General features: G+C 65.3%; 23 protein-coding genes. 3 read left to right on the top strand and 20 right to left on the bottom strand.

From position 1 onward, the window contains the following. The first annotated feature begins 30 nt into the window (after positions 1-30). From B4F51_RS03355 to B4F51_RS03345, 3 genes are all read left to right on the top strand, one after another. Positions 31-1188 (top strand): acyl-CoA dehydrogenase family protein, encoded by a 1158-nt coding sequence (locus B4F51_RS03355; protein ID WP_296223674.1) that lies wholly within the window; start codon positions 31-33, stop codon positions 1186-1188. 3 nt (positions 1189-1191) lie between these two features. Beyond that, positions 1192-3186 (top strand): acetyl/propionyl/methylcrotonyl-CoA carboxylase subunit alpha, encoded by a 1995-nt coding sequence (locus B4F51_RS03350; protein WP_296223673.1) that lies wholly within the window; start codon positions 1192-1194, stop codon positions 3184-3186. Between the two features lie 66 nt (positions 3187-3252). Then, entirely contained in the window at positions 3253-4839 is a 1587-nt protein-coding gene (locus B4F51_RS03345) for an AMP-binding protein (protein ID WP_296223672.1), read from the top strand. Between the two features lie 13 nt (positions 4840-4852). Here B4F51_RS03345 and B4F51_RS03340 read toward each other — a convergent pair whose 3' ends face one another. The 20 genes from B4F51_RS03340 to B4F51_RS03245 all read right to left on the bottom strand — a co-directional run bounded on the left by B4F51_RS03340 (position 4853) and on the right by B4F51_RS03245 (position 23151). Then, complete coding sequence (locus B4F51_RS03340; RefSeq protein WP_296223671.1) at positions 4853-5533, bottom strand: TetR/AcrR family transcriptional regulator; 681 nt, start codon at positions 5531-5533, stop codon at positions 4853-4855. A 61-nt stretch (positions 5534-5594) separates the two neighbouring features. Next, positions 5595-6542 carry an MBL fold metallo-hydrolase gene (locus B4F51_RS03335; protein WP_296223670.1) on the bottom strand — a complete coding sequence of 316 codons (948 nt, stop codon included), beginning with the start codon at positions 6540-6542 and terminating at the stop codon, positions 5595-5597. A gap of 9 nt (positions 6543-6551) precedes the next feature. After that, positions 6552-6818: a DUF1289 domain-containing protein gene (locus B4F51_RS03330; protein ID WP_296223669.1), complete on the bottom strand. Its 267-nt coding sequence runs from the start codon at positions 6816-6818 to the stop codon at positions 6552-6554. 19 nt (positions 6819-6837) lie between these two features. Continuing rightward, positions 6838-7338, bottom strand: a complete 501-nt coding sequence (locus B4F51_RS03325; RefSeq protein ID WP_296223668.1) for a YbaK/EbsC family protein — start codon at positions 7336-7338, stop codon at positions 6838-6840. A 34-nt stretch (positions 7339-7372) separates the two neighbouring features. Next, entirely contained in the window at positions 7373-8302 is a 930-nt protein-coding gene (locus tag B4F51_RS03320; RefSeq protein WP_296223667.1) for a hydroxymethylglutaryl-CoA lyase, read from the bottom strand. Position 8303: 1 nt separating this feature from the next. Further along, complete coding sequence (locus tag B4F51_RS03315) at positions 8304-9245, bottom strand: 2-hydroxyacid dehydrogenase (protein ID WP_296223666.1); 942 nt, start codon at positions 9243-9245, stop codon at positions 8304-8306. Positions 9246-9354: 109 nt separating this feature from the next. Next, a complete protein-coding gene (locus tag B4F51_RS03310) occupies positions 9355-9858 on the bottom strand; it encodes a hypothetical protein (RefSeq protein ID WP_296223665.1) in 504 nt (167 codons plus the stop codon). Positions 9859-9862: 4 nt separating this feature from the next. Continuing rightward, a complete protein-coding gene (locus tag B4F51_RS03305) occupies positions 9863-10411 on the bottom strand; it encodes a lysozyme (protein WP_296223664.1) in 549 nt (182 codons plus the stop codon). 283 nt (positions 10412-10694) lie between these two features. Then, positions 10695-12725, bottom strand: coding sequence for an acetyl/propionyl/methylcrotonyl-CoA carboxylase subunit alpha (locus B4F51_RS03300; RefSeq protein WP_296223663.1), 2031 nt, complete (start codon positions 12723-12725; stop codon positions 10695-10697). A 653-nt stretch (positions 12726-13378) separates the two neighbouring features. Then, positions 13379-14458, bottom strand: a complete 1080-nt coding sequence (gene bioB, locus B4F51_RS03295; protein ID WP_296223662.1) for a biotin synthase BioB — start codon at positions 14456-14458, stop codon at positions 13379-13381. A 43-nt stretch (positions 14459-14501) separates the two neighbouring features. Then, positions 14502-15296, bottom strand: a complete 795-nt coding sequence (locus tag B4F51_RS03290; protein WP_296223661.1) for an enoyl-CoA hydratase/isomerase family protein — start codon at positions 15294-15296, stop codon at positions 14502-14504. Beyond that, positions 15293-16219, bottom strand: a complete 927-nt coding sequence (locus tag B4F51_RS03285) for a dienelactone hydrolase family protein (RefSeq protein WP_296223660.1) — start codon at positions 16217-16219, stop codon at positions 15293-15295. Before B4F51_RS03285 ends, B4F51_RS03290 begins: the two co-directional genes overlap by 4 nt. Positions 16220-16248: 29 nt before the next feature. Then, positions 16249-17856 (bottom strand): carboxyl transferase domain-containing protein, encoded by a 1608-nt coding sequence (locus B4F51_RS03280; protein ID WP_296223659.1) that lies wholly within the window; start codon positions 17854-17856, stop codon positions 16249-16251. 18 nt (positions 17857-17874) lie between these two features. Continuing rightward, complete coding sequence (locus B4F51_RS03275; protein WP_296223658.1) at positions 17875-18315, bottom strand: YchJ family protein; 441 nt, start codon at positions 18313-18315, stop codon at positions 17875-17877. Further along, complete coding sequence (locus B4F51_RS03270) at positions 18315-19004, bottom strand: HAD family hydrolase (protein WP_296223657.1); 690 nt, start codon at positions 19002-19004, stop codon at positions 18315-18317. Before B4F51_RS03270 ends, B4F51_RS03275 begins: the two co-directional genes overlap by 1 nt. Further along, entirely contained in the window at positions 19001-19411 is a 411-nt protein-coding gene (locus B4F51_RS03265) for a rhodanese-like domain-containing protein (protein ID WP_296223656.1), read from the bottom strand. Before B4F51_RS03265 ends, B4F51_RS03270 begins: the two co-directional genes overlap by 4 nt. Positions 19412-19437: 26 nt before the next feature. Continuing rightward, the gene (locus B4F51_RS03260) at positions 19438-20043 is read right to left on the bottom strand and encodes a 2-hydroxychromene-2-carboxylate isomerase (RefSeq protein WP_296223655.1); all 606 of its coding nucleotides are present in this window, start codon (positions 20041-20043) and stop codon (positions 19438-19440) included. A gap of 40 nt (positions 20044-20083) precedes the next feature. Beyond that, complete coding sequence (locus tag B4F51_RS03255; protein WP_296223654.1) at positions 20084-21214, bottom strand: acyl-CoA dehydrogenase family protein; 1131 nt, start codon at positions 21212-21214, stop codon at positions 20084-20086. Between the two features lie 10 nt (positions 21215-21224). After that, positions 21225-21938: an SDR family oxidoreductase gene (locus tag B4F51_RS03250; protein WP_296223653.1), complete on the bottom strand. Its 714-nt coding sequence runs from the start codon at positions 21936-21938 to the stop codon at positions 21225-21227. Between the two features lie 16 nt (positions 21939-21954). Beyond that, entirely contained in the window at positions 21955-23151 is a 1197-nt protein-coding gene (locus B4F51_RS03245; protein WP_296223652.1) for an acetyl-CoA C-acetyltransferase, read from the bottom strand. Positions 23152-23361 lie beyond the last annotated feature (210 nt).

Raw genomic sequence — 23361 nt, 5'->3', positions numbered from 1 at the left:
AATCAGTCAGGACCACCGGAGCGAAACACCATGCACTTCACCCACGAGCATCAGGAACTGCAACGCAACCTCAGGCGCTTCATCGACAGCGACATCAACCCGCACGTCGACGAGTGGGAAGAGGCTGAGATGTTTCCCGCCAAGCAGCTCTTCAAGAAGATGGGCGAGTTGGGCTTTCTTGGCATTGCCAAGCCGACCGAGTTCGGCGGGCTGGGCCTCGACTATTCGTATGCGATGGCAATGGCCGAGACGCTCGGCCACATTCGCTGCGGCGGCGTGCCGATGGCCATCGGCGTGCAGACCGACATGGCAACGCCCGCACTCGCCCGCTTCGGCTCGGATGAACTGCGCGCGCAGTTTCTCGCGCCCGCCATCACCGGCGACGCGGTGGCGTGCATCGGCGTGTCGGAACCGAGCGCCGGGTCCGACGTGGCCGGCATCAAGACCACCGCGCGCAAGGACGGCGACGACTACGTCATCAACGGCAGCAAGATGTGGATCACCAACAGCCTGCAGGCCGACTGGATGTGCCTGCTGGCCAACACGTCGGACGATGCTGCGCACCGCAACAAGTCGCTCATCATCGTGCCGATGAACACGAAGGGGGTGTCAGTCGGCAAGAAGATCCGCAAGATCGGCATGAATTCGTCGGACACCGGCCTCATCTACTTTGACGACGTGCGCGTGCCGCAGCGCTACCGCATCGGCGAGGAGGGCAAGGGCTTTACGTACCAGATGCTGCAGTTTCAGGAGGAGCGCATGTGGGCGGCGGCCAGCAGCCTGGAGTCGATGATGATGTGCATCGACACCACCATCGAGTATGGCCGCGAGCGCAAGCTGTTCGGCGCCAGCCTGCTCGACAACCAGTGGGTGCACTTCAAGCTGGCCGAGTTGAAGACCGAGGTGGAGGCATTGCGTGCGCTCACCTACCGCGCGTGCGATCTCTACATCCACGGGCAGGATGTGACCGAGCTGGCTTCCATGGCCAAGCTCAAGGCCGGACGCCTCGCGCGCGTCGTGCCGGATGCGTGCATGCAGTTCTGGGGCGGCATGGGCTTTACGTGGGACAACCCGGTGTCGCGCTACTACCGAGACGGGCGCCTGGGCTCCATCGGCGGCGGCGCGGACGAGGTGATGCTCGGCATCATCTGCAAGTACATGAACACGCTGCCGGGCAAGAAGGGCTGAGCGATGGCCAAGCCGCACGCAGCTTTCCGTTCTGTCCTGATTGCCAACCGGGGCGAGATCGCGCTGCGCATCATGCGCACCGCACGGCGCCTGGGGATGCGCACCATTGCCGTGTATTCCGACGCCGACCGCGATGCGCCGCATTGCCGCGCCGCAGACCTTGCCTTGCCGATCGGCGCATCGCAGCCGCAGGCGTCGTACCTGAACATCGCTGCGTTGCTGGAGGCCGTACGCCGCTCCGGCGCCGAAGCCGTTCACCCCGGCTACGGCTTCCTGGCCGAGAGCGACGCTTTTGCCGCCGCGTGCGCTGATGCCGGCCTCGTCTTCATCGGCCCGCCGGCCGACGCCATTCGCGCCATGGGCAACAAGGCCGGTGCCAAGCGGTTGATGGAAGCCGCCGGCGTGCCCTGCGTGCCCGGCTACCAGGGCGAGGACCAATCCGACACGCGCATGGCGCAAGAGGCCGAGCGCATCGGTTATCCGGTGATGATCAAGGCCGCAGCCGGCGGCGGTGGGCGCGGCATGCGGCGCGTCGATCGTGCGGAAGACTTTGCTGCGGCACTGCAATCGGCGCGCTCCGAGGCGGAGAACGCTTTTGCCTCCGGCGAGCTGATCCTCGAAAAGGCCATCGTCGAGCCGCGCCATATCGAGGTCCAGGTATTTGCCGATACGCATGGCAACGTCGTTCACCTGGGCGAGCGTGACTGCTCAGTGCAGCGGCGGCACCAGAAGCTGATCGAAGAATCGCCGTCGCCCGCCGTATCGCCCGAGCTGCGTGCGCGCATGGGGGCGGTGTCGGTGGCGGCAGCGCGTGCCATTGGCTACGTGGGCGCGGGCACGCTGGAGTTTCTGCTTGCCCCGGATGGCGCCTTCTACTTCATGGAGATGAACACGCGCCTGCAGGTCGAGCATGCCGTGACCGAGGCGGTGATCGGCGTCGATCTAGTCGAGTGGCAGTTGCGTGTGGCGATGGGCGAGGCGCTGCCGCTCGCGCAGGCCGAAATCGATGCGCGCCGTGCGCAGGGCGGCCACGCCATCGAAGTGCGCCTGTGTGCGGAAGACCCGCAGCAGAACTTCCTACCGCAGAGTGGCACCGTCGCCCGCTGGCGTGCGCCGCGCGAGGAGCGCACGGACCACGCGCTGGCCGATGGGCTGGTGGTGTCGCCGTACTACGACTCGATGCTCGCCAAGATCGTCGCGCATGGCACCGACCGCGCGGATGCCTGTCGCCGTCTGGCGCATGCGCTGGACGACTGCTTGTTGCTGGGCTTGCCGACCAACCGCGCGTTCTTGCTGCAGTGCGTGACGCACCCGGCGTTTCAAGCGAGCGATGTATCGACAGCGTTCATCGAGCGGTATTTTCCGGCGGCGACGCGCCAAGCGGCCGTACCCGATGCAGCGGTCTGCCAGGCGGCCGCGATGTTGCTCACGCATCTGCGCAAGGGCGGCGCGCATCGCTACCCCGATGAGCTGCAAGGCTGGGCGAGCAGCCGCACCTACCCCGCGCTGTGCCGCTTCACGCTCGACGGCGAGGCCATCGAGATGCGAGTGCGCGCACTCGCAGCGCAGCGCTGGGAACTCACATGGGACGGCGGCATTGCCGAGGTGCAGATCCTGTCGGAGGCCGACGGCCGCCTCACTCTCGCGTTGGGCGACACGCTGTGCCAGCTCGACTACGCTGTCACCGAAACCGACTGCCACTTCGTGCTGGACGGCCGCGAGCATACCGCCGTCGACACCACTTACGCCAAGGCCGAGCGCAACGGCGAGCAAACGGGAAGCGGCCGCATCAGCGCGCCAATGAACGGCCGCGTGGTTGCCGTGCACGTGGCCGAAGGTGAGGCGGTGTCCGCCGGGCAGGTGCTGCTGGTGGTCGAGGCGATGAAGATGGAACACAGCATTGCCGCGCCGCTGGCCGGTGAGGTGAAAGGTTTGTTCATCCAGGTCGGCGCGCAGGTGGCGCCGGGCGGCCTGCTGATGGAGATTGCGGCCGCCTGAAGGCGCCGCGCTTGTTGTTCTTTCGGTTGTTTCGTGCAGGTCATGCGGTCCCACAGGAGACGTCCCATGTTCGAAGCCACGCCAGACACCACGCTGGAAGCCAACCTGCTGAACCGGGTGGCGCTCGGCGATACGTTACATCGCAGTGCGCGCAAGTTCGGCGCCAAGAAGGCCCTTGTCGATGGCCCGCGCCGCATCAGCTACGCCGAACTCAACGCAGACAGCAACCGCTACGCGCATCACTTGCTTGCCAGCGGCCTCAAGCCCGGTGACAAGGTCGCCATGGTTTGCGGAAACTCGGCGCAGTTCCTGGTGGCGGCGTACGGCATCCTCAAGGCGGGGCTGGTGTGGGTGCCCATCAATGCGATGCTCGCCCCAGATGATGTGCGCTACATCCTCGAACACGCCGAGGCGCGGCATGTGATTGTCGATGCGCCACTGCTCCCCCCGCTGCGCGACACGCTGGCGGCATTGAACCTGCCGGTGCATGTCGGCTTTGGCGAGCCGGCCGTCGGCGGCCCGCTGACCGTCGCGCAGGCGCTGCAAGGCCACGCCGATACGCTGCCCGCCGTCATCATCGACGAACGCGACCTCGCGCTCATCATGTACACCAGCGGCACCACCGGCCGGCCCAAGGGCGCCATGCATTCGCACCGCTCGGTGCATGCGGCGCTGATGTCGAACATTGCCGGCCTGAACCTGAATGCGGCCGACGTGTTCTCGTGCCTCCTGCCGATGTTCCACTGCGCGCAGTTTGCGACCGCCGCTTCCGCCATCACGTTGGGCGCGACGCTGGTGATCCAGCGGGGGTTTGATCCCGCCATGTTGCTCGACGCCATTGCCACCGAGCGTATTACGCAACTGTTCGGCCTGCCGCTCATGTACGCCGCGCTGCTGCATCATCCGCTGCGCGCACAGCGTGATCTCTCCAGCCTGCGTCTGTGCCTGTATGCGATGGCGCCGATGGCGAAGCCGCTGCTCGAGCGTCTGATTGCCGAGGTGTGCCCAAACTTTGCGCTCGGCTCCGGCCAGACCGAAATCTTCCCGATGACGATGTACTTCGCCCCCGACCAGCAGTTGCGGCACACCGGCAACTACTGGGGCCAGCCATGCATGGTCAACGAAGCGGCGGTGATGGATGACCAGGGCAATCTGCTCGGCCCCGGCCAGTTGGGTGAGATCGTGCACCGCGGCCCCAACGTCATGCTGGGCTATTACAAGGACCCGCAGGCCACCGCCAACGCGCGCCGCTTCGGCTGGCACCACACCGGCGACCTCGGTATGTGGGATGACGACGGCCAGCTCCAGTTCAAAGACCGCATCAAGGACATGATCAAGACCGGCGGCGAGAATGTGCCGTCGGTCAAAGTGGAGGAGGTGCTGCTGCGCCATCCGGCGGTGGCGAACGCGGCAGTGGTCGGGTTGCCGCATGTGCATTGGGTGGAAGCAGTGGCGGCGTTCGTTTGCCTCAAGCCTGATGCACAGGCCGACGCCGCAGCCTTGCAGGCCCATTGCCGGGAACACTTGGCAGGCTTCGAGGTGCCCAAGCACATCGCCGTGGTCGACAAGCTGCCGATGACGGCCACTGGCAAGATCCAGAAGCATGTGCTGCGCGGCGCCAACCAGGCGCTGTTCGATGTCGATGCGCGGTAAGCGATAAGAGCGCTCAGGCTGCCGGTTTGGGCGGCGTACGCAGGATGAACAGCACCGCCTGATCGGCCAGCGCATCGATGCTGATGCCCGCGCCGGCCTGATACCACTGCGCCGTCCAGTTGAGCGCGCCGAACATCAGCAGGCGGTCTACCGGTGTTGGCTGGGCCCATTCGCCTGATGCGCGCAGGCGTTCAATGACGCGCGTCCAGATGCCTTCGTAGCGGTCCTTGAGCGCGATGATGCGTTCCTGCGCTTGCGGCTCCAGCGAGCGCCATTCATACAGCATCACCGGAATGAAGTCCTGGTGGGGCGCGAGCAGTGTGTAGAGGTGCGCGCGCACGAGCTGCCGCATCGCCTCGCGAGGCGGCAGGCCGTCAACGTCGATGGCCTCGATGTCGGCCAGCGCCACCGTCAGGCCGTGCTCGATCACGGCTTGCAGGATGTCCTGCTTGGTCTTGAAGTAGTAGAACCAGCTTCCGGCATGCACGCCCGTGGCGGCAGCAATGTCGCGCACCGTGGTGTTGCCGTAACCCTTCTCGCGGAACAGCCGGGCCGATTGCTCGATCAGTGCGCGGCGCAGCCCTTCGTTGGCGTCCTGCGCGGGGCGGCCGCGCTTGCGGCGTGGCGCGGCGTCGGCTTCTGTCGTGGCTTCAACGGCAGATTCGGTTGGCTTGGGTGTAGCGGGTTTCGACATGCCCTGGCGAAGAGAAGAGGCGTCGCTGCATTGTAGCGGCGCGCAGCCGCTGCGCGGCACGTCAATCGCGGTTGTGGATACGGTCGCGCTCGACCGATGCAGCATTCGCTTTGACCAGCGCAGCGATGGACGCGTCGAGCAACGCAGTCATCGACTGGTTCGCAAAAAAGCGTGTCTGCAGGCGCGGCATCAGCGTGGTCTGCATGAACCATGCGCTCAGCGCGTCGTAAGTCAGCGCTTGCTGCTCCAGCAGCTTGAACTTCACCAGCACGCGGATGGCGTGCAGGGCGTTGCGCTCGGGATCGGCGCGCAGATACGCCAGTCGCCCGAGCGAGGCATCAATGGCCGCATTGACTTCAGTGAACGGCCTGCCATGCCCTGGAACCACCATGCGCGCATCGAGTTGCGCGATGCGCTCCAGGATCGCCTCCTGCTCGGCAAAGCCGCTCTCGCCCTCCAGCTCGGGGAAGATCACGCCAAAGCCACGTTCCCACAGCGCATCAGCCGAGAGCAGCACGCGCGTGTCCGGGCTATAGAGGATGACCGCATTCGGGTCGTGGCCCGGCGCGCTGATCGCCTGCCAGTCGAGGCCGCCCAGGCGCAGTGTCATGCCGTCGGCCAAGCCCGCGTCGTCGTCGGGCAGTGTAAAGCGGGCACACTCCTGGCCGGTGGGGCCGTAGCTGAGGGCGTCGGTGTCCCAGCGGCGCACGTCGTCGACTTGTGCGGCGGGCACTCGCGTGTGGCAACCGTAGAGCGCCTGCAGCGCCGCGTTGCCGCCGCAGTGGTCGGAGTGCAGGTGCGTGTTCAGCAGGCGGCGCAGCGGCTTGCCTTGCAATGCGTGCTGCACCAGCGCCACGGTCTGCGGCGCATGCGTGAGGTAGCCGGAATCGACCAGCGCGCAGCCGCCATGCGCTTCGTCGTCAACGAAAAGGATGTTGTTGGACGACAGCCAACCGCGCTCGAACACGCGCATCGAATCGGGCAGGGTGATGACGTCGTGTTCGGCCATGGGGAGCGGTCAGTTGTTGCTCGTGTCCTGAAGCCACGCGCATGCGCGCTCAGGCAGCGTCTGCCAGATGGCAAGCCGCGCGTCATCATTCAGCGTGGACCACGCGGCAATCTCATCGATCGTGCGCATGCAGCCAAGACACAAGCCGCGCGCGTCGTCCATCTTGCACACGTTGATGCACGGCGAGCCCACCGGCCGCGCCTGCTCGGCCTGCGCGCGGCTGTTGCGCAGCTTGGCCGCAGACAGCTTCAGTTGTGCGCGTGTGCAGGCGTTCATGAGGGCGTTGGCCGACGGATCAATCGCGCAGGGCGACGTCTGCCACCGGTGCGCCGGTCATCGCTTCCAGCTCGGCGGGTGTGAGGTTGAAGACGGCGTGCGGATGGCCGGCGGCGGCCCACACGCTGTCGTACTGGAACAGATCCTGATCGAGCAGCATGACCGGCTTGACCGCATGGCCGACCGGGCACACGCCGCCGATGGCGTAGCCCGTCTTCTCGCGCACGAACTTGGCGTCGGCCTTGGCCAGCGCGCCGACTTGCGCGGACACCTTGGCCTCGTCGACGCGGTTCGTGCCGCTGGCGATGACCAGTACGGGCACGTCGTCCTCGGCACGGCGGAAGATGATCGACTTGGCGATCTCCGCCACCGAGCAACCCAGGCCGGCCGCCGCTTCGGCCGACGTCTTGCCGGTGGCGGGCAGCATTACGATGGTCTTCTCGTAGCCGAGCGTGCGCAGGTGGTCGGCCACGCGCTGGGCAGACTCCGGCAGGGGGACGTTTGTATCGTTTGCGCTCATCGTCGTTGTCAGTCGTTTTTTGGAGGTATCAACATCAGATACAGGCTTGGGCGATCTGGTCCTGCAGCTTGAGCAGCAGCGCGCGGCCCGCACGCGAGGCGGTTGGCCGGCCGATAGCCTGGGAGATGAAATCACCCGCCAGCACCACCTTGTCCAGATCGATGCCGGTGCGGATGCCCAGCCCGTGCAGCAGGTACAGCACGTCTTCGGTGGCCACGTTGCCGGTTGCGCCCTTGGCATACGGGCAACCGCCCAGCCCCGCCACGGACGCGTGGAAGATGGCGATGCCCACTTCCAGGCTGGCGAGGATGTTCGCCAGCGCCTGGCCGTACGTGTCATGGAAATGGCCCGAGAGCCGATCGATCGGGAACGTTGCCGCAGCCGCCTCCATGACATTCTTCACGCGCCCGGCCGTGCCCACGCCAATGGTGTCGGCAATGTCGATCTCGTCGCAGCCCAGGTCGGCCAGTCGCTTGATCACATCAACGACAGATTCCACCGGCACCTCGCCCTGATACGGGCAGCCCAGCGAGCACGAGATCGACCCGCGCACGCGGATGCCAGCGTCCTTGGCGGCCTTGGCCACCGGCGCGAAGCGCTCGATCGATTCGGCAATCGAGCAGTTGATGTTCTTCTGCGCGAACGCCTCGCTGGCTGCGCTGAAGATCACGACTTCATCCGCACCCGCGGCGGCCGCGCCCTCGAAACCCTTCATGTTGGGTGTGAGCACCGAATACAGCGTGCCCGGCCGGCGCTGGATGCGCGCCATCACCTCGGCGCCGTCGGCCATCTGCGGCACCCACTTGGGCGACACGAACGATGCGGCCTCTACGTTGACGAAGCCGGCGTCGGACAGTCGGTCCACCAGCTCGACCTTTGTTTCGGTCGAAACCGGTGCCTTCTCGTTCTGAAGACCGTCGCGCGGGCCAACCTCGACCACCTTCACGAAATGCGGAGTGCTCATCTCAGTAACCTCGTTGCAGATCGACGATGCCGGCAATCGGCTCGCCAGCTTCCAGCGCGCGAATCTTGCGTGCGATCTGGGCAATGCTGACCTCGCGCAGCGTCAACGCCGAAATGTGCGGCGTGATGTGGATGCGCGGTTCGGTCCAGAAATGGTGGTCCGCAGGCAGCGGTTCGGTGCGGAACACGTCGAGCGCGGCGCCGGCAATGTGGCCGCTGCGCACGGCGGCCAGCAGGTCGTCTTCCACCACATGCTTGCCGCGCGCCACGTTGACGACGAACGCGCCCGGCGCGAGCTGACCGAGCAGCTTTGCGTCGATCACGTTTTCGGTGTCGGCGGTCAGCGGCAGCACATTCACCAGCACGCGCGTGCCCGACAGGAAGCCGGGCAGCGCGTCGGTGCCGGCACGGCAGTCGATGCCTTCGACGTGTTTGGCCGAGCGGCTCCAGCCGCGTACCGGAAAGCCAAAGCCCGCCAGCGTCTTGGCGATATGCGTGCCCAGCACGCCCAGGCCCAGCACGCCGACGACGAACTCGTCGCGATTGAACGGCTTGAGGAAGCGCCACATCTTGGCTTGCTGCTGGCGCTCGTACTCGTCCAATCGGCGGAAGAAACGCAGCACGGCATGCGTGACGTATTCGCCCATCTGCGCGGCCATGCCGGCGTCGTCCAGACGCACGATTGGCAGGCCTTCGGGAATCGCATCGGGCGATTGCGCACGCAGGCCGAGGATGGCATCGACGCCCGCGCCCAGGTTGAACACCGCGCGCAAGTCGCGGCGATCGCGAAGCATGTCGGCGGGCGGCTGCCAGACCACGGCGTAGTCGGCGTCCTGCGCCGCGCCTTGCTCCCACACCGACAGCCGCGCCTCGGGCAGCGCCTGCGCAAAACCATCGAGCCAGGGTTGGGGCTTGCCGTCGGGCGTGTAGATCTGGATGTGCATGGGGCCCTGCGTGCTAGTTGACGTATACGTCAAGGAGTGTAGCAGGGGCGTTGCAAACGCGGGAGAGTAGCGGCGGCCCTTCTGTTCAAGGGTTTTCGCCGCTTACCGTTTACCGATTGTTGACCGAGATGATCTTGATTGATGTCTTGCCGGGGGAGGAGGTGGCTACGCCGCTGATCCACACTTCGCCGCCACCGACCATCAGGCCACGGTAGCTGACGAACAGGTCTTCAAATTGCTGAGCCTCGATGGCGCGTTTGACCTTGTTGTTGAAAATCGTGGGGTATGCGCGCTTGAACTCCGCCGGCGTGCGGACAGCGTTTCGGCCGTTTATTCGTAGCGGATAGCGAATCAGTTGGCTGAGTGTGTCTTTGTCGTCACGTCTGGATGCGATCTTGAGACAGGCGAAGAAGGCACTTGCCTCGGGAAGGTCTAGACCGGCTTGGTCTTGGAGCGTCCGCGTAAATTCCTTTTCCTGTTCGGAAGAGGGGAAAGAAAGGCGATGCTCTGCTTCGTATCCAGGTTCGCTCTGAATTAGATTCGAGCAGTCTGCGTGCGCTGCGCCAGCAACCGCCAGCATTGCAACCAACGTGACCGAACGCGCGGAACGCATGGGCTTAGTGGGTAGAGTCATAGCGGTTGTTGAGGTACATGTCATATTCCTGTCGGCGCCGCTTAACTAGGCCAGGAACACCTCGATTGGTGATATCCAAGAACTCCCTTGCCGCTTCAGCGTAGCGCTTCGTATTGCTCTTGTGGCAGAGCATCGGGGCAACCCTTGCGATATCGCCAACGTTGAATGCCAGTGAACACAGTGCGTCAAACTCGTGCTGGTGCAGCGGAACGTGAATCGCTCTACGAACGACGTCCTCATGCCTTGAGATGTCGAGCCTAAAGAATCTCTCCGCCTCGGCTAAGGAAATTGGCCTGTTCACCGCAATGCCCAGATCGCGGCACGATCGTTTGCCGTTGACGAGATGTCCCCAGCCTGCGGTGCAGTAGTCCAAGTCATCGTCGTAGTACTTGAGGAGAAGTTTTTCCCAATCTTTGATGAACGCCTGGCCGAGAAATGAGAGAAAGAGGCAACCGGTGTGCCGCCTTTGAGCATCGATGGGTGCCATCGAGGGTTGATCTGGGTTTGTTGGGCAGCTAGTGGTGAGCGTCATCGCCGGTCTCCGTTTGGGTGCTTCCGACACTCTGCTGTTGTCCTGTGGACTTGGACATCGGCGGATTCTGAAAATAGCAGATGGCGTTAACGCACAGGTGGCGATCAACGCCGCCTTGCTCTACTGCTCGCGAGCTGTACGACTACGCTACTGGCGCAACTGCCGTAACACAGTAGCCGCGTCCTTGACGCGGCCCGCCTCGACATCGTTCAAGCCTTTGGACGCTTCCTCCAAGAGTGTCAGCAACGCGTGCGCTTCTCTTGCCTGATGGTTGTTCGACAGATCAGGCGCCTTCCGCCGGCTTGAACGCCAGCAGTTGCACGCCTTCGGTCACCTGATCGCCGACGCCATACAGCACGGATTCGACCACGCCATCGGCCGGCGCAGTGAGCGTGTGCTCCATCTTCATCGCCTCCATGACGACCAGCGGTGCACCCTTGGTGACGGTCTGGCCCGGCGTGGCGAGCACGGCGATGACCTTGCCGGGCATCGGAGCGGTCAGCTTGCCGCCTTCGTCGTCGGCTTCGCCGGCGTGGGCGAGCGGGTCGTGGCGCTCCAGCGTCCAATGCGCGCCGCCGGTAAAGACGTGGAAGGCTTCGCCATCCACGTGCACCTGACCGGTCGCCTTGTGCGAGCCGAGCGCGACGCTGAAGCTCTCGCTGTGGCGCTGCGTGGTGAAGGGCGCTTCATGGCCGTTGGTTTTCAGGCGCGTGCCATCACGGCCGTAGACGAGCGTGGCATCGATGGCTTGATCGCCCTGCGTGAAACGCAGCGTGCGTTCGGCTGCGCCATTGAGACGCCAGCCGCTGCCGCGCGCCCACGGCGAATGCGGATCGCGCGTGTCGGTACGCAGGCCGCGTGCCTCTCGCGCCAGCAGCGCGGCCACGGCCAGGGCGATGGCATCCTGCGGCACCTCGGGCGCGGCGGGGAACAGCGTGTCGTGGTGGCGCGCGATCAGGCCCGTATCCAGGTCCGCGGTGGCAAACGGATTCGATGCCACGAGGCGGCGCAGGAAGGCCACGTTGGACGACAGTCCAACCAGATGGAAGCTGCCCAGCGCCTGCAGCATGCGTGCGAGCGCTTCTTCGCGGTCGCGGCCCCAGACGATCAGTTTGGCGATCATCGGGTCGTAGTAAGGGCTGATGGCGTCGCCTTCGCGCACGCCGGCATCGATGCGCACGGCGGCCGGTTCGCCATTGGGTTGCGCGCCAACGGTGAATTCCACCGCCGCCGGCGTGCGCAGCACCTTCAGCGTGCCGATGGAGGGTAAGAAATCGCGGTCGGGGTTCTCCGCGTAGATACGCGCTTCGAGCGCATGGCCGTGGATGTGCAGTTCGTCCTGCGCGCGCGGCAGCGGCTCGCCGGAGGCCACGCGCAGTTGCCATTCGACCAGGTCTTCGCCCGTGATCATTTCGGTGACGGGGTGCTCGACCTGCAGGCGCGTGTTCATCTCCATGAAGTAGAACGTGCCGTCTTCATCGACGATGAACTCAACCGTGCCCGCACCCACGTAGCCCACGGCGCGCGCGGCAGCCACGGCGGCTTCGCCCATCGCGCGGCGGCGGTCCAGCGTCATGCCGGGGGCGGGGGCTTCTTCCAGCACCTTTTGGTGGCGGCGCTGCACCGAGCAGTCGCGCTCGAACAGGTAGACGGCACCGCCGAAGCTGTCGGCGAAGACCTGGATTTCGATATGGCGCGGGCGGGTGAGGTATTTCTCGATCAGCACGCGGTCGTCGCCAAAGCTGGACGATGCCTCACGCTTGACCGAGGCCAGCGACGCTTCGAACGCATCGCCCGATTCCACCACGCGCATGCCCTTGCCGCCGCCGCCGGCGCTGGCCTTGATGAGCACTGGGTAGCCGATGCGGTCGGCCTGCGTGCGCAGGAAAGTGGCGTCCTGGTTGTCGCCGTGATAGCCGGGCACGAGCGGCACACCGGCCTTTTCCATCAGCGCCTTGGCCGCGCTCTTGCTGCCCATCGCCTCGATGGCCGATGCCGGCGGGCCGACGAAGATGATGCCGGCATCGGCGCAGGCCTTGGCGAACGCCTCGTTCTCTGACAGGAAGCCGTAGCCGGGGTGGACGGCTTGCGCACCCGTGGCGCGGGCGGCTTCGAGGATGCGGTCGGCGCGCAGGTAGCTGTCGCGGGCGGCGGGCTCACCAATGTGGATTGCCTCGTCGCAGGCTGCAACGTGGCGTGCATTGGCATCGGCATCCGAATAGACGGCGACCGTGCGGATGCCGAGTTTGCGGCAGGTGGCGGCGACTCGGCAGGCGATTTCGCCTCGGTTGGCGATGAGGAGTTTGGTGATCATGGTGTTGTTGCGTCTCCTGGTTTTTGCTTTTGCACTTTTGGTGCATCCCTTGTTTCATCCCCTGCCGGGGCTGACTCACTTTCTTTGTCTTGCCAAAGAAAGTAAGCAAAGAAAGGCGCGCCCGAGATGGCGACACCCTCCTTGAATTTGTGTAACCGGGCGGAGAGGGAGGCAAACTCGCTTCGCTCAGACAAGCCTCCCTCTTTTTCCCGCCCGCTTACACAAATTCAAGGCGCCATCTAGGGCAGGAACGTCAACGGCGAAACCGTTGGTGTGCGTGCCCCGTCAGGCTCTTGTTTGTTGCTGTGCGCTGCTTCGCTTCGCTCGCAACTCCAACTGGTTTTGCTCGCCTTGCGTTGCGTCTTGCCGCGTACCTACTACTGCGTGGATGCTTCGATGGTTTGGCCGTTGGAGCCCTTGATGGCGCCTTGAATTTCTGTTGTAAGGAGGAAAAAGGAAGGGGAACTGTCTGAGCGAAGCGAGTTTTCCCCTTCCCCTCCTTGCGACATAAATTCAAGGGGAAGTCGCCATCTCGGGCGCGCCTTTCTTTTGCTTACTTTTCTTTGGCAAGACAAAGAAAAGTGAGTCAGCCCCGGTAGGGGATGAAACAGGGGATGGACCACCAACAAAAAACCATCCCCAAACCAAACACGTCAGTCCGCCGGCGTAATGTCGATATGGCAATGCGAAGACTGCGCCCCGGCATGCGATTCATGGTGCATGTGATCCTGCACCTCCACCCGCATCCCCAACCGCGCCAGCAACTGACGATCCGCATCGGCCTCCGGATTGTCAGTCGTCAGCAACTTCTCGCCATAGAAGATCGAATTCGCACCCGCCATAAAGCACAACGCCTGCAGCGCATCGTCCATCGCCTCACGACCAGCCGACAACCGCACCATCGCCTTGGGCATCGTGATCCGCGCCACGGCAATCGTGCGCACGAAATCAAACGGGTCGAGTTCTTCGTTGCCCGCCAGCGGCGTGCCTTCCACCTTCACGAGGTTGTTGATCGGCACCGAATCCGGATACGGCTCCATGTTCGCCAGTTCGGCGATCAGGCCCGCACGCTCGTGCACCGATTCCCCCAACCCGACGATGCCGCCGCAGCAGACGTTGATGCCCGCGTCACGCACGTGATCGAGCGTGTCGAGCCGGTCTTGATACGTGCGCGTGGTGATGATCTCGCCGTAGAACTCGGGCGCGGTGTCGAGGTTGTGGTTGTAGTAATCCAGCCCCGCTTCCTTCAACTGCGCAGCCTGTTCCTGCTTGAGCATGCCGAGCGTCACGCACGTCTCCAGCCCCATCGCCTTCACGCCGCGCACCATGTCGGCCACGGCATCGAGTTGATGCGGCTTCGGGTTGCGCCACGCGGCACCCATGCAGAAGCGGCTCGCGCCGTTCTGCTTGGCGCGCGAGGCTGCTTCGAGCACGGCGTCGATCGGCATGAGCTTTTCAGCCTCGACGCCAGTGTCGTAGCGTGCAGACTGCGGGCAGTACGAGCAATCTTCCGGGCAGCCGCCGGTCTTGATGGACAGCAGCGTCGAGAGCTGCACGGCATTCGCATCAAAGTTGGCGCGGTGCACCTGCTGCGCCTGGAACAACAGGTCGTTGAACGGCAGCGCGAACAGCGCTTCGATGGCTTCGCGGCTCCAGCGCGCGTCGGACGCCTGGCCCGACATGACGGGCGCTTTGGCGGCGTTCGGAACGAAGTTGAGCGGAGTGGATTGCATGAGGACTTCCTTCAAGTGATGCGTGGTTTCGTTGTTATGCGGGTCAGGCCGGCAGCAGCCAGTTCGGCTTGCGCTTGCCCAGAAAACTCTGCACGCCTTCGCGGCCTTCTTCCGAGGCGCGAATGGCGGCGATGCGGTTGGCGGTATCGGCCAGCAGCGCTTCGTCGATGCGCACACCGCTGATCTCTCGCACGAGCCGTTTGCTCTCGCGCACGGCATTCGGACTGTTGGCGACCAGCGCGGCAGTGATGTCGTTGACCTTGGCGTCGAGCGCCTCGGCGGTGACGAGTTCCTGCACGAGGCCAAGGCGATGCGCCTCGACAGCGGAGAATCGCTCGGCGGTGATGAAGTAGCGGCGCGATGCCTGCTCGCCCAGTGCTCGGATCACGTACGGGCTGATGGTGGCCGGGATCAGCCCGAGTTTGGCTTCGGACAGACAGAAGTTGGCGCTCTCCACCGCGACGACGATGTCGCATGCGGCGACCAGGCCGACGCCGCCGGCATACGTGTCGCCGTGCACGCGTGCGATCACGGGCTTCGGGCAGGCGTAGATGGCGCGCAGCATTTCGGCCAGGCGCAGGGCGTCGGCGCGGTTCTCGTCGTCGGAGTAGCCGGCCATCTTCTTCATCCAGTTCAGGTCGGCACCGGCGCAGAAGGCCGGGCCGTTGCCGGACAGGACGATGGCGCGCACGCTGTCTTCTTTCGCCAGCGCGTGGAAGGCGCCCGTCAGCTCGGCAATCACCGTCTCGTTGAAGGCGTTGCGCACATCCGGCCGGTTGAGCGTGAGCGTGGCGACGGCGCCGTGCTGGGCAAAGGCTAGCGTCTCGAAGGCGTTCATTGGGTGTCCTTGTTGGGGCCGCCTTGCGTGGTGGCGGCGTTGGCCGGCGCAGCGGCATGCACCGGGCCGGCAGGCAGGCCCAGTTCGCGCAGGAACGCATCGACCTTGGGCAGCCAGATGTTCAGGCCCGCGCGGCTGGCAAACATGCCGTGCGAGTCGCTCTGGAAGTTGCCGTAGTCAACCAGACGCGCCTTGCCGCCTGCCCCGGCGTAGGCGGAAAACAGCCGTTCGGGCAGCGGCTTGGGCCAGTAGCTGTCGTTGTCCCCGTAGAACCACAGCGATGGATAGTGCGACTGGCGGCCGTAGCTCTCGAAGGCGCGCACGAGGTTGTCTTCCCATGCGACGCAGGTGTCGTTGCGCAGGCCACCTGCGAAGTTCACCAAGCCGCGCACGCCGGGGTAGGCGATGGTGCCGAACGCCATCGTGGTCAGGCCGCCGTGCGACTGGCCCATGATGACGATGCGGTCGCGGTCGACGTACGGCTGGCGGGTCAGGTAGTCGAGCGCTGCGACAACGTCTTCGCTCTGCACGAGACCGTTGCTCTCCACATTGCAGCCGCCGCCGATGTAGGCGCCGCCCGACTTGGAGAAGCCCTGGCGCATCGGGATCGCCACCACATAGCCGCGCGCGACCAGCGCCGCTGCCTGGGCGCTGTAGCGCGCGCGGCTCTGGAAGGACGGGTTGCCGTGGGCCTTGCCGTGGTTCAGCACGATGAGCGGAAATGGTCCATCGCCTTCCGGTTTGTAGATGGTGGTTTCCAGCTTGACGGTGAAGATGCCCGCAGACTTGGGTACCTCCACCACTTCCTCGCGGATACCTGACGGGTCAGAGGGTGTGTCCTGCGCATGCGCGGAGGCAAGCAGCAGCGCGCAGCCAACGGCTGCCCATGCGCTGCGCCACATCCGCACGTCCTTACTGTTCACAGCAATATCCTCATCCGATGGCGGCCCGCTTACATGCGGAACACGCCGAAGTTCATGTCGCCAATAGGCGCGTTCAGGCTGGCCGACAGGCCCAGGCCGAGCACGCTGCGCGTGTCGGCCGGGTCGATCACGCCGTCGTCCCACAGGCGCGCGCTGGCGTAGTACGGATGACCCTGGCGCTCGTACTGCTCGCGGATCGGCGCCTTGAAGGCGGCTTCCTCATCGGCGCTCCACTGGCCGCCCTTGGCCTCGATGCCGTCGCGGCGCACGGTGGCGAGCACGCTTGCAGCCTGCTCGCCGCCCATCACGGAGATGCGCGCGTTCGGCCACATCCACAGGAATCGCGGTGAATATGCACGGCCGCACATACCGTAGTTGCCCGCGCCAAACGAGCCGCCGATGATGACGGTGAACTTGGGCACCTGCGCCGTGGCCACGGCTGTCACCATCTTGGCGCCGTTCTTGGCGATGCCTTCGTTCTCGTATTTGCGGCCGACCATGAAGCCGGTGATGTTCTGCAGGAACACCAGCGGGATCTTGCGCTGGCAGCACAGCTCGATGAAGTGCGCGCCCTTCAACGCCGCTTCCGAGAACAGGATGCCGTTGTTGGCGATGATGCCGACCGGATACCCCCAGATGCGGGCGAAGCCGCACACCAGCGTGGTGCCGTAGCGCGCCTTGAATTCATCGAAGGCGGAATCGTCGACGATGCGGGCGATGACTTCGCGCACGTCGAACGGTTTGCGCGTGTCGGTCGGGATCACGCCATAGAGTTCTTCTGCGGGAAAGCGCGGCTCGACGGGCGCATGAATCTGCACCTGCTCGGGCTTGCGGCGGTTCAGGTGCGCGACGATGTTGCGGGCCTGTGCCAGCGCGTGCGAATCGTTGTTGGCGAAGTAGTCCGCCACGCCAGACAGGCGCGTATGCACATCGGCGCCGCCCAGGTCTTCGGCGCTCACTACCTCGCCGGTCGCGGCCTTCACCAGCGGCGGGCCGGCCAGGAAGATCGTGCCCTGTTCCTTGACGATGATGGATTCATCGCTCATGGCCGGCACATACGCGCCGCCCGCCGTGCACGAGCCCATCACCACCGCGATCTGCGGGATGCCCTTGGAAGACAGGTTGGCCTGGTTGTAGAAGATGCGGCCGAAGTGGTCGCGGTCGGGAAAGACGTCGTCCTGGTTCGGCAGGTTGGCGCCACCCGAATCGACCAGGTAGACGCAGGGCAGATGGTTCTGCTCGGCGATCTCCTGCGCGCGGATGTGTTTCTTCACCGTCATCGGGTAATACGTGCCGCCCTTGACCGTGGCGTCGTTGCAGACGATCACGCATTCCTGCCCCGAGATGCGGCCGATGCCGGTGATGATGCCGGCGCCCGGTGCCGCGTCGTCGTACATGCCGTACGCCGCCAGTTGCGAGAACTCCAGGAACGGCGTGCCCGGGTCGAGCAGTTGCTGTACGCGGTCGCGTGGCAGCAGCTTGCCGCGCGCGAGGTGCTTGGCGCGGGCGTCTTCACCGCCACCCTGGGCGATGCGGGCGACCTTGTCGCGCAAGTCTGCGACCAGGGTGCGCATGGCATCGGCGTTGGCCTTGAAGTCTTCGGCACGGGGGTTGAGCTTGGTCTCTAGCGTCGGCATGGCGGAAGTGCAGTGGGTTCAGTCAGGGAAGGTGCCGTCGACGTACAGCCAGCGGCCTTCGGCGGATTCAGCGCCGCTCGCGTCCAGGCGGACGAAGCGGCTCGTTTCATGCAGGCGATGAGCGCGGCCGCCCACCTTGTAGCGCGCGACGAATTCCACCGTCGCATGCGTGGCGTCTTGCGGTGCGTGGCGTTTTACATCCAGTCCAAGCCAGCGCGTGGCAGGAGCGCCTGCCTCGCTGGTCTCCAGATCGGCAGGGCAGGTGGACGGATGCCACGTGCGGCGCAGATACGCCGTGTCGCCCAGCACATAGGCGCTGTAGCGTGAGCGCATGAGCTGCTTGGCGGTGGCCGGTACAGCATCGCCCGCGTGGAACGGGCCGCAGCAGCGCGCATAGGCACCGCCGCCGCAGGGGCAGGCATCGGCCGGGCCGATCAATCGGGCTTGGGTGGCGCACATTAGGCCAGCAGCTCCGGCAGATGGCGCATGTCGGTGAAGGTGCGCGTGGCGCCTGCGGCAATCAGCGGGCCGGGGGCGTTGCGGCCGGCGTAGGCCAGCACCGTCATGCCCGCCGCATGGCCGGCGGTCACGCCGGTGGGGCTGTCTTCAACCACCACGCAGCGCGCGGGTGCCACGCCCAGCCGTTCTGCGGCCAGCAGATACACGTCCGGTGCAGGCTTGCTTCGCTCGACTTCTGTGGCCGAGAAGATGCGCGCGCTGGTCGGTTGGAAGCGGTGGATCAGGCCTGTGCGGTTCAGTTGCAGCTCGACTTTCATGCGGTCGGCGCCGGAGGCCACGGCCATCGGCAGGCCGAGCGTGGACAGCGCTTCAATCGCATCCGCAATGTGCGGCACGGCTTCCACCTCGGCCTCAAGCAATGTGTTGCGGCGAGCGTAGAAGGTGGACAGCCAGTTCGGCGGCAGCGGCGCGCCGCGCATCTCGGCAATCGCATCGAGTTCTTCGCGGATGGCCTTGCCGAGAAAGCGCTTGATGGAATCTTCCTGGCTGATGCCGATGCCGAGTTCGTTCAGCATCTGCCAGATCAGCCGGTTGACGAGGGGTTCGCTGTCGACCAGGACGCCGTCGCAATCGAACAGGATGGCGTCAAAGCGGGGGTGGGTCGAGGCGGGTTGGGTCACTGCAGTCATGCGTTCTTCGTTGGCTTTTCGTAGGCGGCGACCGGGGCGCCGGCCGCCTTCCAGGCGGTGAAACCGCCCTCGATATGCGCGACGCGCTCAAGGCCCATGTCCTGTACGGTCTTGGTGGCCAGCGCACTGCGCCAGCCGGCCGCACAGAAGAAGACAAAGGTCTTGTCTTGCGCAAAGGCTGGCTTGTGATACGGCGATTCCGGATCGACCCAGAACTCCAGCATGCCGCGCGGGGCATGCAGCGCGTGCGGGATCACGCCTTCGCGTTCCAGCTCGCGGATGTCGCGTACGTCGACGAACTGCACGTTCGGGTCGTCGAGCAGGGCGCGCGCCTCGTCCACCGACAGCGTTCGCACTTCGGACATGGCCAAGTCAACCAATGCGCGGAATCCCTTCTTCATCGTCATGTCGGCGTGCTCCTCAAACGTGGCTCTCAAACGCGACCATCACGCAGCAGCGCTTCGATCTGGTCAAAGCGGTCGAAGCCCCAGAACGGCTCGCCGTCGACGATCACGTAGGGCGAGCCGAACACGCCGCGCGACATCGCCAGGTCGATCTCGGCCTTGAGTTGGTCCTTGATCTGCTGGCTGCTGGCCCCCGCGTTGAGCGCGGCACCGTCGATGCCCATCGTGTCGGCGATCTTCATCACCTCGGCGGGCTCGCCGATGTTGATGTCGTCGACGAACAGCCCGCGGTAGACCGCGCGTGCGAAGTCGATGGCGCGGTCGCCGCCGTGGTGGTCGTGCACCCACAGGGTGGCGCGCGCCGCGTATTGCGTCGGCAATGGGAAGTGCGTCGGCTTGCGGTATTCGATGCCATGAAAGCGCGCGGTGCGCTCGAAGTCGCGCCACGCGTAGTCGCCCTTGAGCGGAAGCTGCGGCAGGGGAGCGGCGCCGGTGGTCTTGAACACGACCCCCAGCAGGATCGGGTGCCACGCCGTTGCGCGGTTGTACCGCTGGGCGAGTTCCTCCACGCGCGTGCTGGCGAAGTAGCCGTACGGCGAGGAATAGTCGAAGTAGAAATCGATGGCCCCGTTCATGATGTGCTCCCCTTGTTGTGCTGCCGCTTCCCAAAAATGCCTACGCCAAGGCGCGGGCGATCAAGATTTTCTGGATATCGCTGGTGCCTTCGTAGATCTGGCACACGCGCACGTCGCGGTAGATGCGCTCCACCGGAAAGTCGTTCACATAACCGTAGCCGCCGAAGACCTGGATGGCGTCGGAGCACACGCGCTCGGCCATCTCGCTGGCGTTGAGCTTGGCCATGGCCGCCTCTTTCAGACACGGCAGCCCCGCGTCCTTCAGGCTGGCGGCGTGCCAGACCATCTGCCGCGCCACGTCGATGCGCGTGGCCATCTCTGCCAGGCGGAACTGCACCGCCTGGTGCGCAAATAGCGGCTGGCCGAAGCTCTCGCGCTCCTTGGCGTACGCCAGCGCCGCCTCGAAGGCCGCGCGCGCCATGCCTACGCTCTGCGCGGCAATGCCGATGCGTCCGCCTTCCAGCCCGGACAGCGCCATCTTGTAACCGGCGCCTTCTTCACCCAGCAGGCAATCGGCGGGGATGCGGCAATCCTCGAACACAATCTGCGCCGTGTCCGACGAATGCTGGCCGAGCTTGTCTTCCAGACGCGCAACGACATAGCCCGGCGTCTTGGTCGGCACCAGGAACGCGCTGATGCCGCGCTTGCCTGCTGTCTTGTCTGTCACGGCCATGACGATTGCCACGTCGGCATGCTTGCCGCTCGTGATGAACTGCTTTACGCCGTTCAATACCCAGTGGTCGCCGTCACGTGTGGCGGTGGTGCGCAGGGCAGAAGCGTCGGAGCCGACGTGCGGCTCGGTCAGGCAGAACGCGCCGAGCATCTCGCCGCGCGCCAGCGGCACCAGCCACTGCTGCTTCTGCGTGTCGTTCGCAAACGCCATCAGCATGCTGCACACCGGGCAGTTGTTCACGCTGATGACGGTGGAGGTGCCGCCGTCGCCGGCAGCAATTTCTTCCAGGATCAGCGCCAGCGAGAGGTAGTCGAGCCCGGCACCGCCGAGTTCTTCCGGCACGGCCACGCCATACGCCCCCAACTCGCCGAGCTGGCGGTGCACGTCTTTCGGGAACGTCGCATCGCGGTCCCACGCCGCCGCGTGCGGCACGATCGCCTCGCGCACGAACGTGCGGATGGCATCGCGGATCATTTCCTGTTCAGGAGTCAGCAGCATCGCTCAGGCCTCACCACTCAATGACGCTGCCGTCGTAGTTGCGGAACCCGCTGTTGTCAGCGCGCGTGGCGCCGGCGATCACGCGGCGGATGCCCGCCACGCTCTCCTGCGGCGTGATGGCCGCGCCGGCGCCGCCCATGTCGGTTTGCACCCAGCCGGGGTGGAAGGTCAGGCACGTGGCGTTCTTGGCGTCGATCGACACCGCACGCAGCACCGCATTCACCGCCGCCTTGCTGGTGCGATACAGCCAGCCGCCGTTGCCCGTCATCTCGCCGATGCTGCCCATGCGGCTGGAGATGACGGCCAGCACGCCGCCGGGTTCATCGGCGCCATTGCGGCCGGCTTCCACCATCGGCAGCACGGCGGGCAGCACGCTCATCGGGCCCCACACGTTGGTGTGCATCACGGCATCAAAGTCGGCCTGGCTGACCGGCGTGGCGCCCTGCGTGCGCGGGCCGTAGATGCCCGCCACGTAGATCGCCACGTCCAGTGCTTCGCCGTCGAGCTTCCACGCCAGGCCGGCGACGGCGTTGGCGTCGGTCAGGTCCAGCACGTGGGTCTCGGCGCCCAGAGCCTGCAGCGCCTGGGCGGCGTCTTGCGTGCGCACGGTGGCGATCACACGCCACCCATCCGCGCGGTACTGCTTGACGGTCTCCAGACCGATGCCACGCGACGCGCCAAGGATGAGCGCGGTGCGGGTACGACGGGACGTTGTGTTCGTCATCGTGCGCGCCTTCCGATCAATAGAGTTCGATGCCCACGGCCGTGGCCTCGCCGCCGCCAATGCACAGGCTTGCCACACCGCGCTTGCCGCCACGATGGCGCAGCGCACCCAGCAGCGTCGCGATCACACGCGCACCCGACGCGCCGATCGGATGGCCCAGCGCACAGGCGCCGCCGTTCACGTTCACTTTGTCGTGCGGGATGTGCAGGTCGTGCATGGCGGCCATCGGTACCACGGCAAACGCCTCGTTGATCTCGAACAGGTCGACACTGTCGGCGTTCCAGCCAAGCTTCTTGAACAGCTTGTCGATGGCCGTGACCGGCGCGGTGGTGAACCAGCCCGGCGCCTGCGCGTGCGTGGTGTGGCCGAGCATCACCGCCAGCGGGGTGATGCCGAGTTGCTTGGCGGTCGATTCGCGCATCATCACCAGAGCAGCGGCGCCATCGTTGATCGAGGACGACGACGCAGCCGTCACCGTGCCGTCTTTCTTGAAGGCGGGCTTGAGCGAGGGGATCTTGTCGACCTTGATGCGGCGCGGGCCTTCGTCGGTGTCGATGACGGTGTCGCCGGTCTTGCCCGAGAGGGTGACGGGGGCGATCTCCCAGCGGAAGGCGCCAGACTCGGTCGCCTGCTGCGCGCGGCGCACGGAGGTCATCGCGAAGTGGTCTTGTGCCTCGCGCGTGAAGCCGTACTTTTCGGCGCAGTCCTCGCCGAAGGTGCCCATGGCGCGGCCCCCGCCTTTTTCGTCACGCTCGTAGGCGTCTTCCAGGCCGTCGAGCATCATGTGGTCATAGATCATGCCGTGGCCGATGCGATAGCCGCCGCGGCCTTTCGGGATCAGGTACGGTGCATTGGTCATGCTTTCCATGCCGCCCGCGACCACAACATCCAGCGACCCGGCCAACAGCGCGTCATACGCGTTCATGGCCGCGCGCATGCCCGAACCGCACATCTTGTTGACCGTCGTGCAGCCGACCGACAGCGGCAGGCCCGCACCGAGTGCAGCCTGGCGGGCCGGGGCCTGGCCCTGGCCGGCGGGCAGGACGCAACCCATGATGACTTCTTCGATCTGTTCCGGCTTCAGGCCTGCGCGTTCCACCGCAGCGCGGATGGCGGCGGCGCCGAGTTGCGGCGCGGTCAGGCTGGCGAGTTCGCCCTGGAATGCGCCCATCGGGGTGCGGGCGGCGGAGGCGATGATGATGCGGTCGGACATTGCTATCTCCTGGGTCTGTGCTGGCGACATGTTCTGCACTGTTGGTGCAGGGTTTGTGTGTCTCTCGCTGTTGGGGTTGTTGTTGGTGGTTCACCCCTGTTTCATCCCCTGCCGGGGCTGACTCACTTTTCTTTGTCTTGCCAAAGAAAAGTAAGCAAAAGAAAGGCGCGCCCAAGATGGCGACACCCTCCTTGAATTTGTGTAACCGGG

The organism is Ralstonia sp. UBA689, from assembly GCF_002298975.1.
GTDB lineage: Bacteria > Pseudomonadota > Gammaproteobacteria > Burkholderiales > Burkholderiaceae > Ralstonia.
Note: the sequence above shows the minus strand (reverse complement) of the source record. Positions and strands in the feature narration are given on the sequence as shown.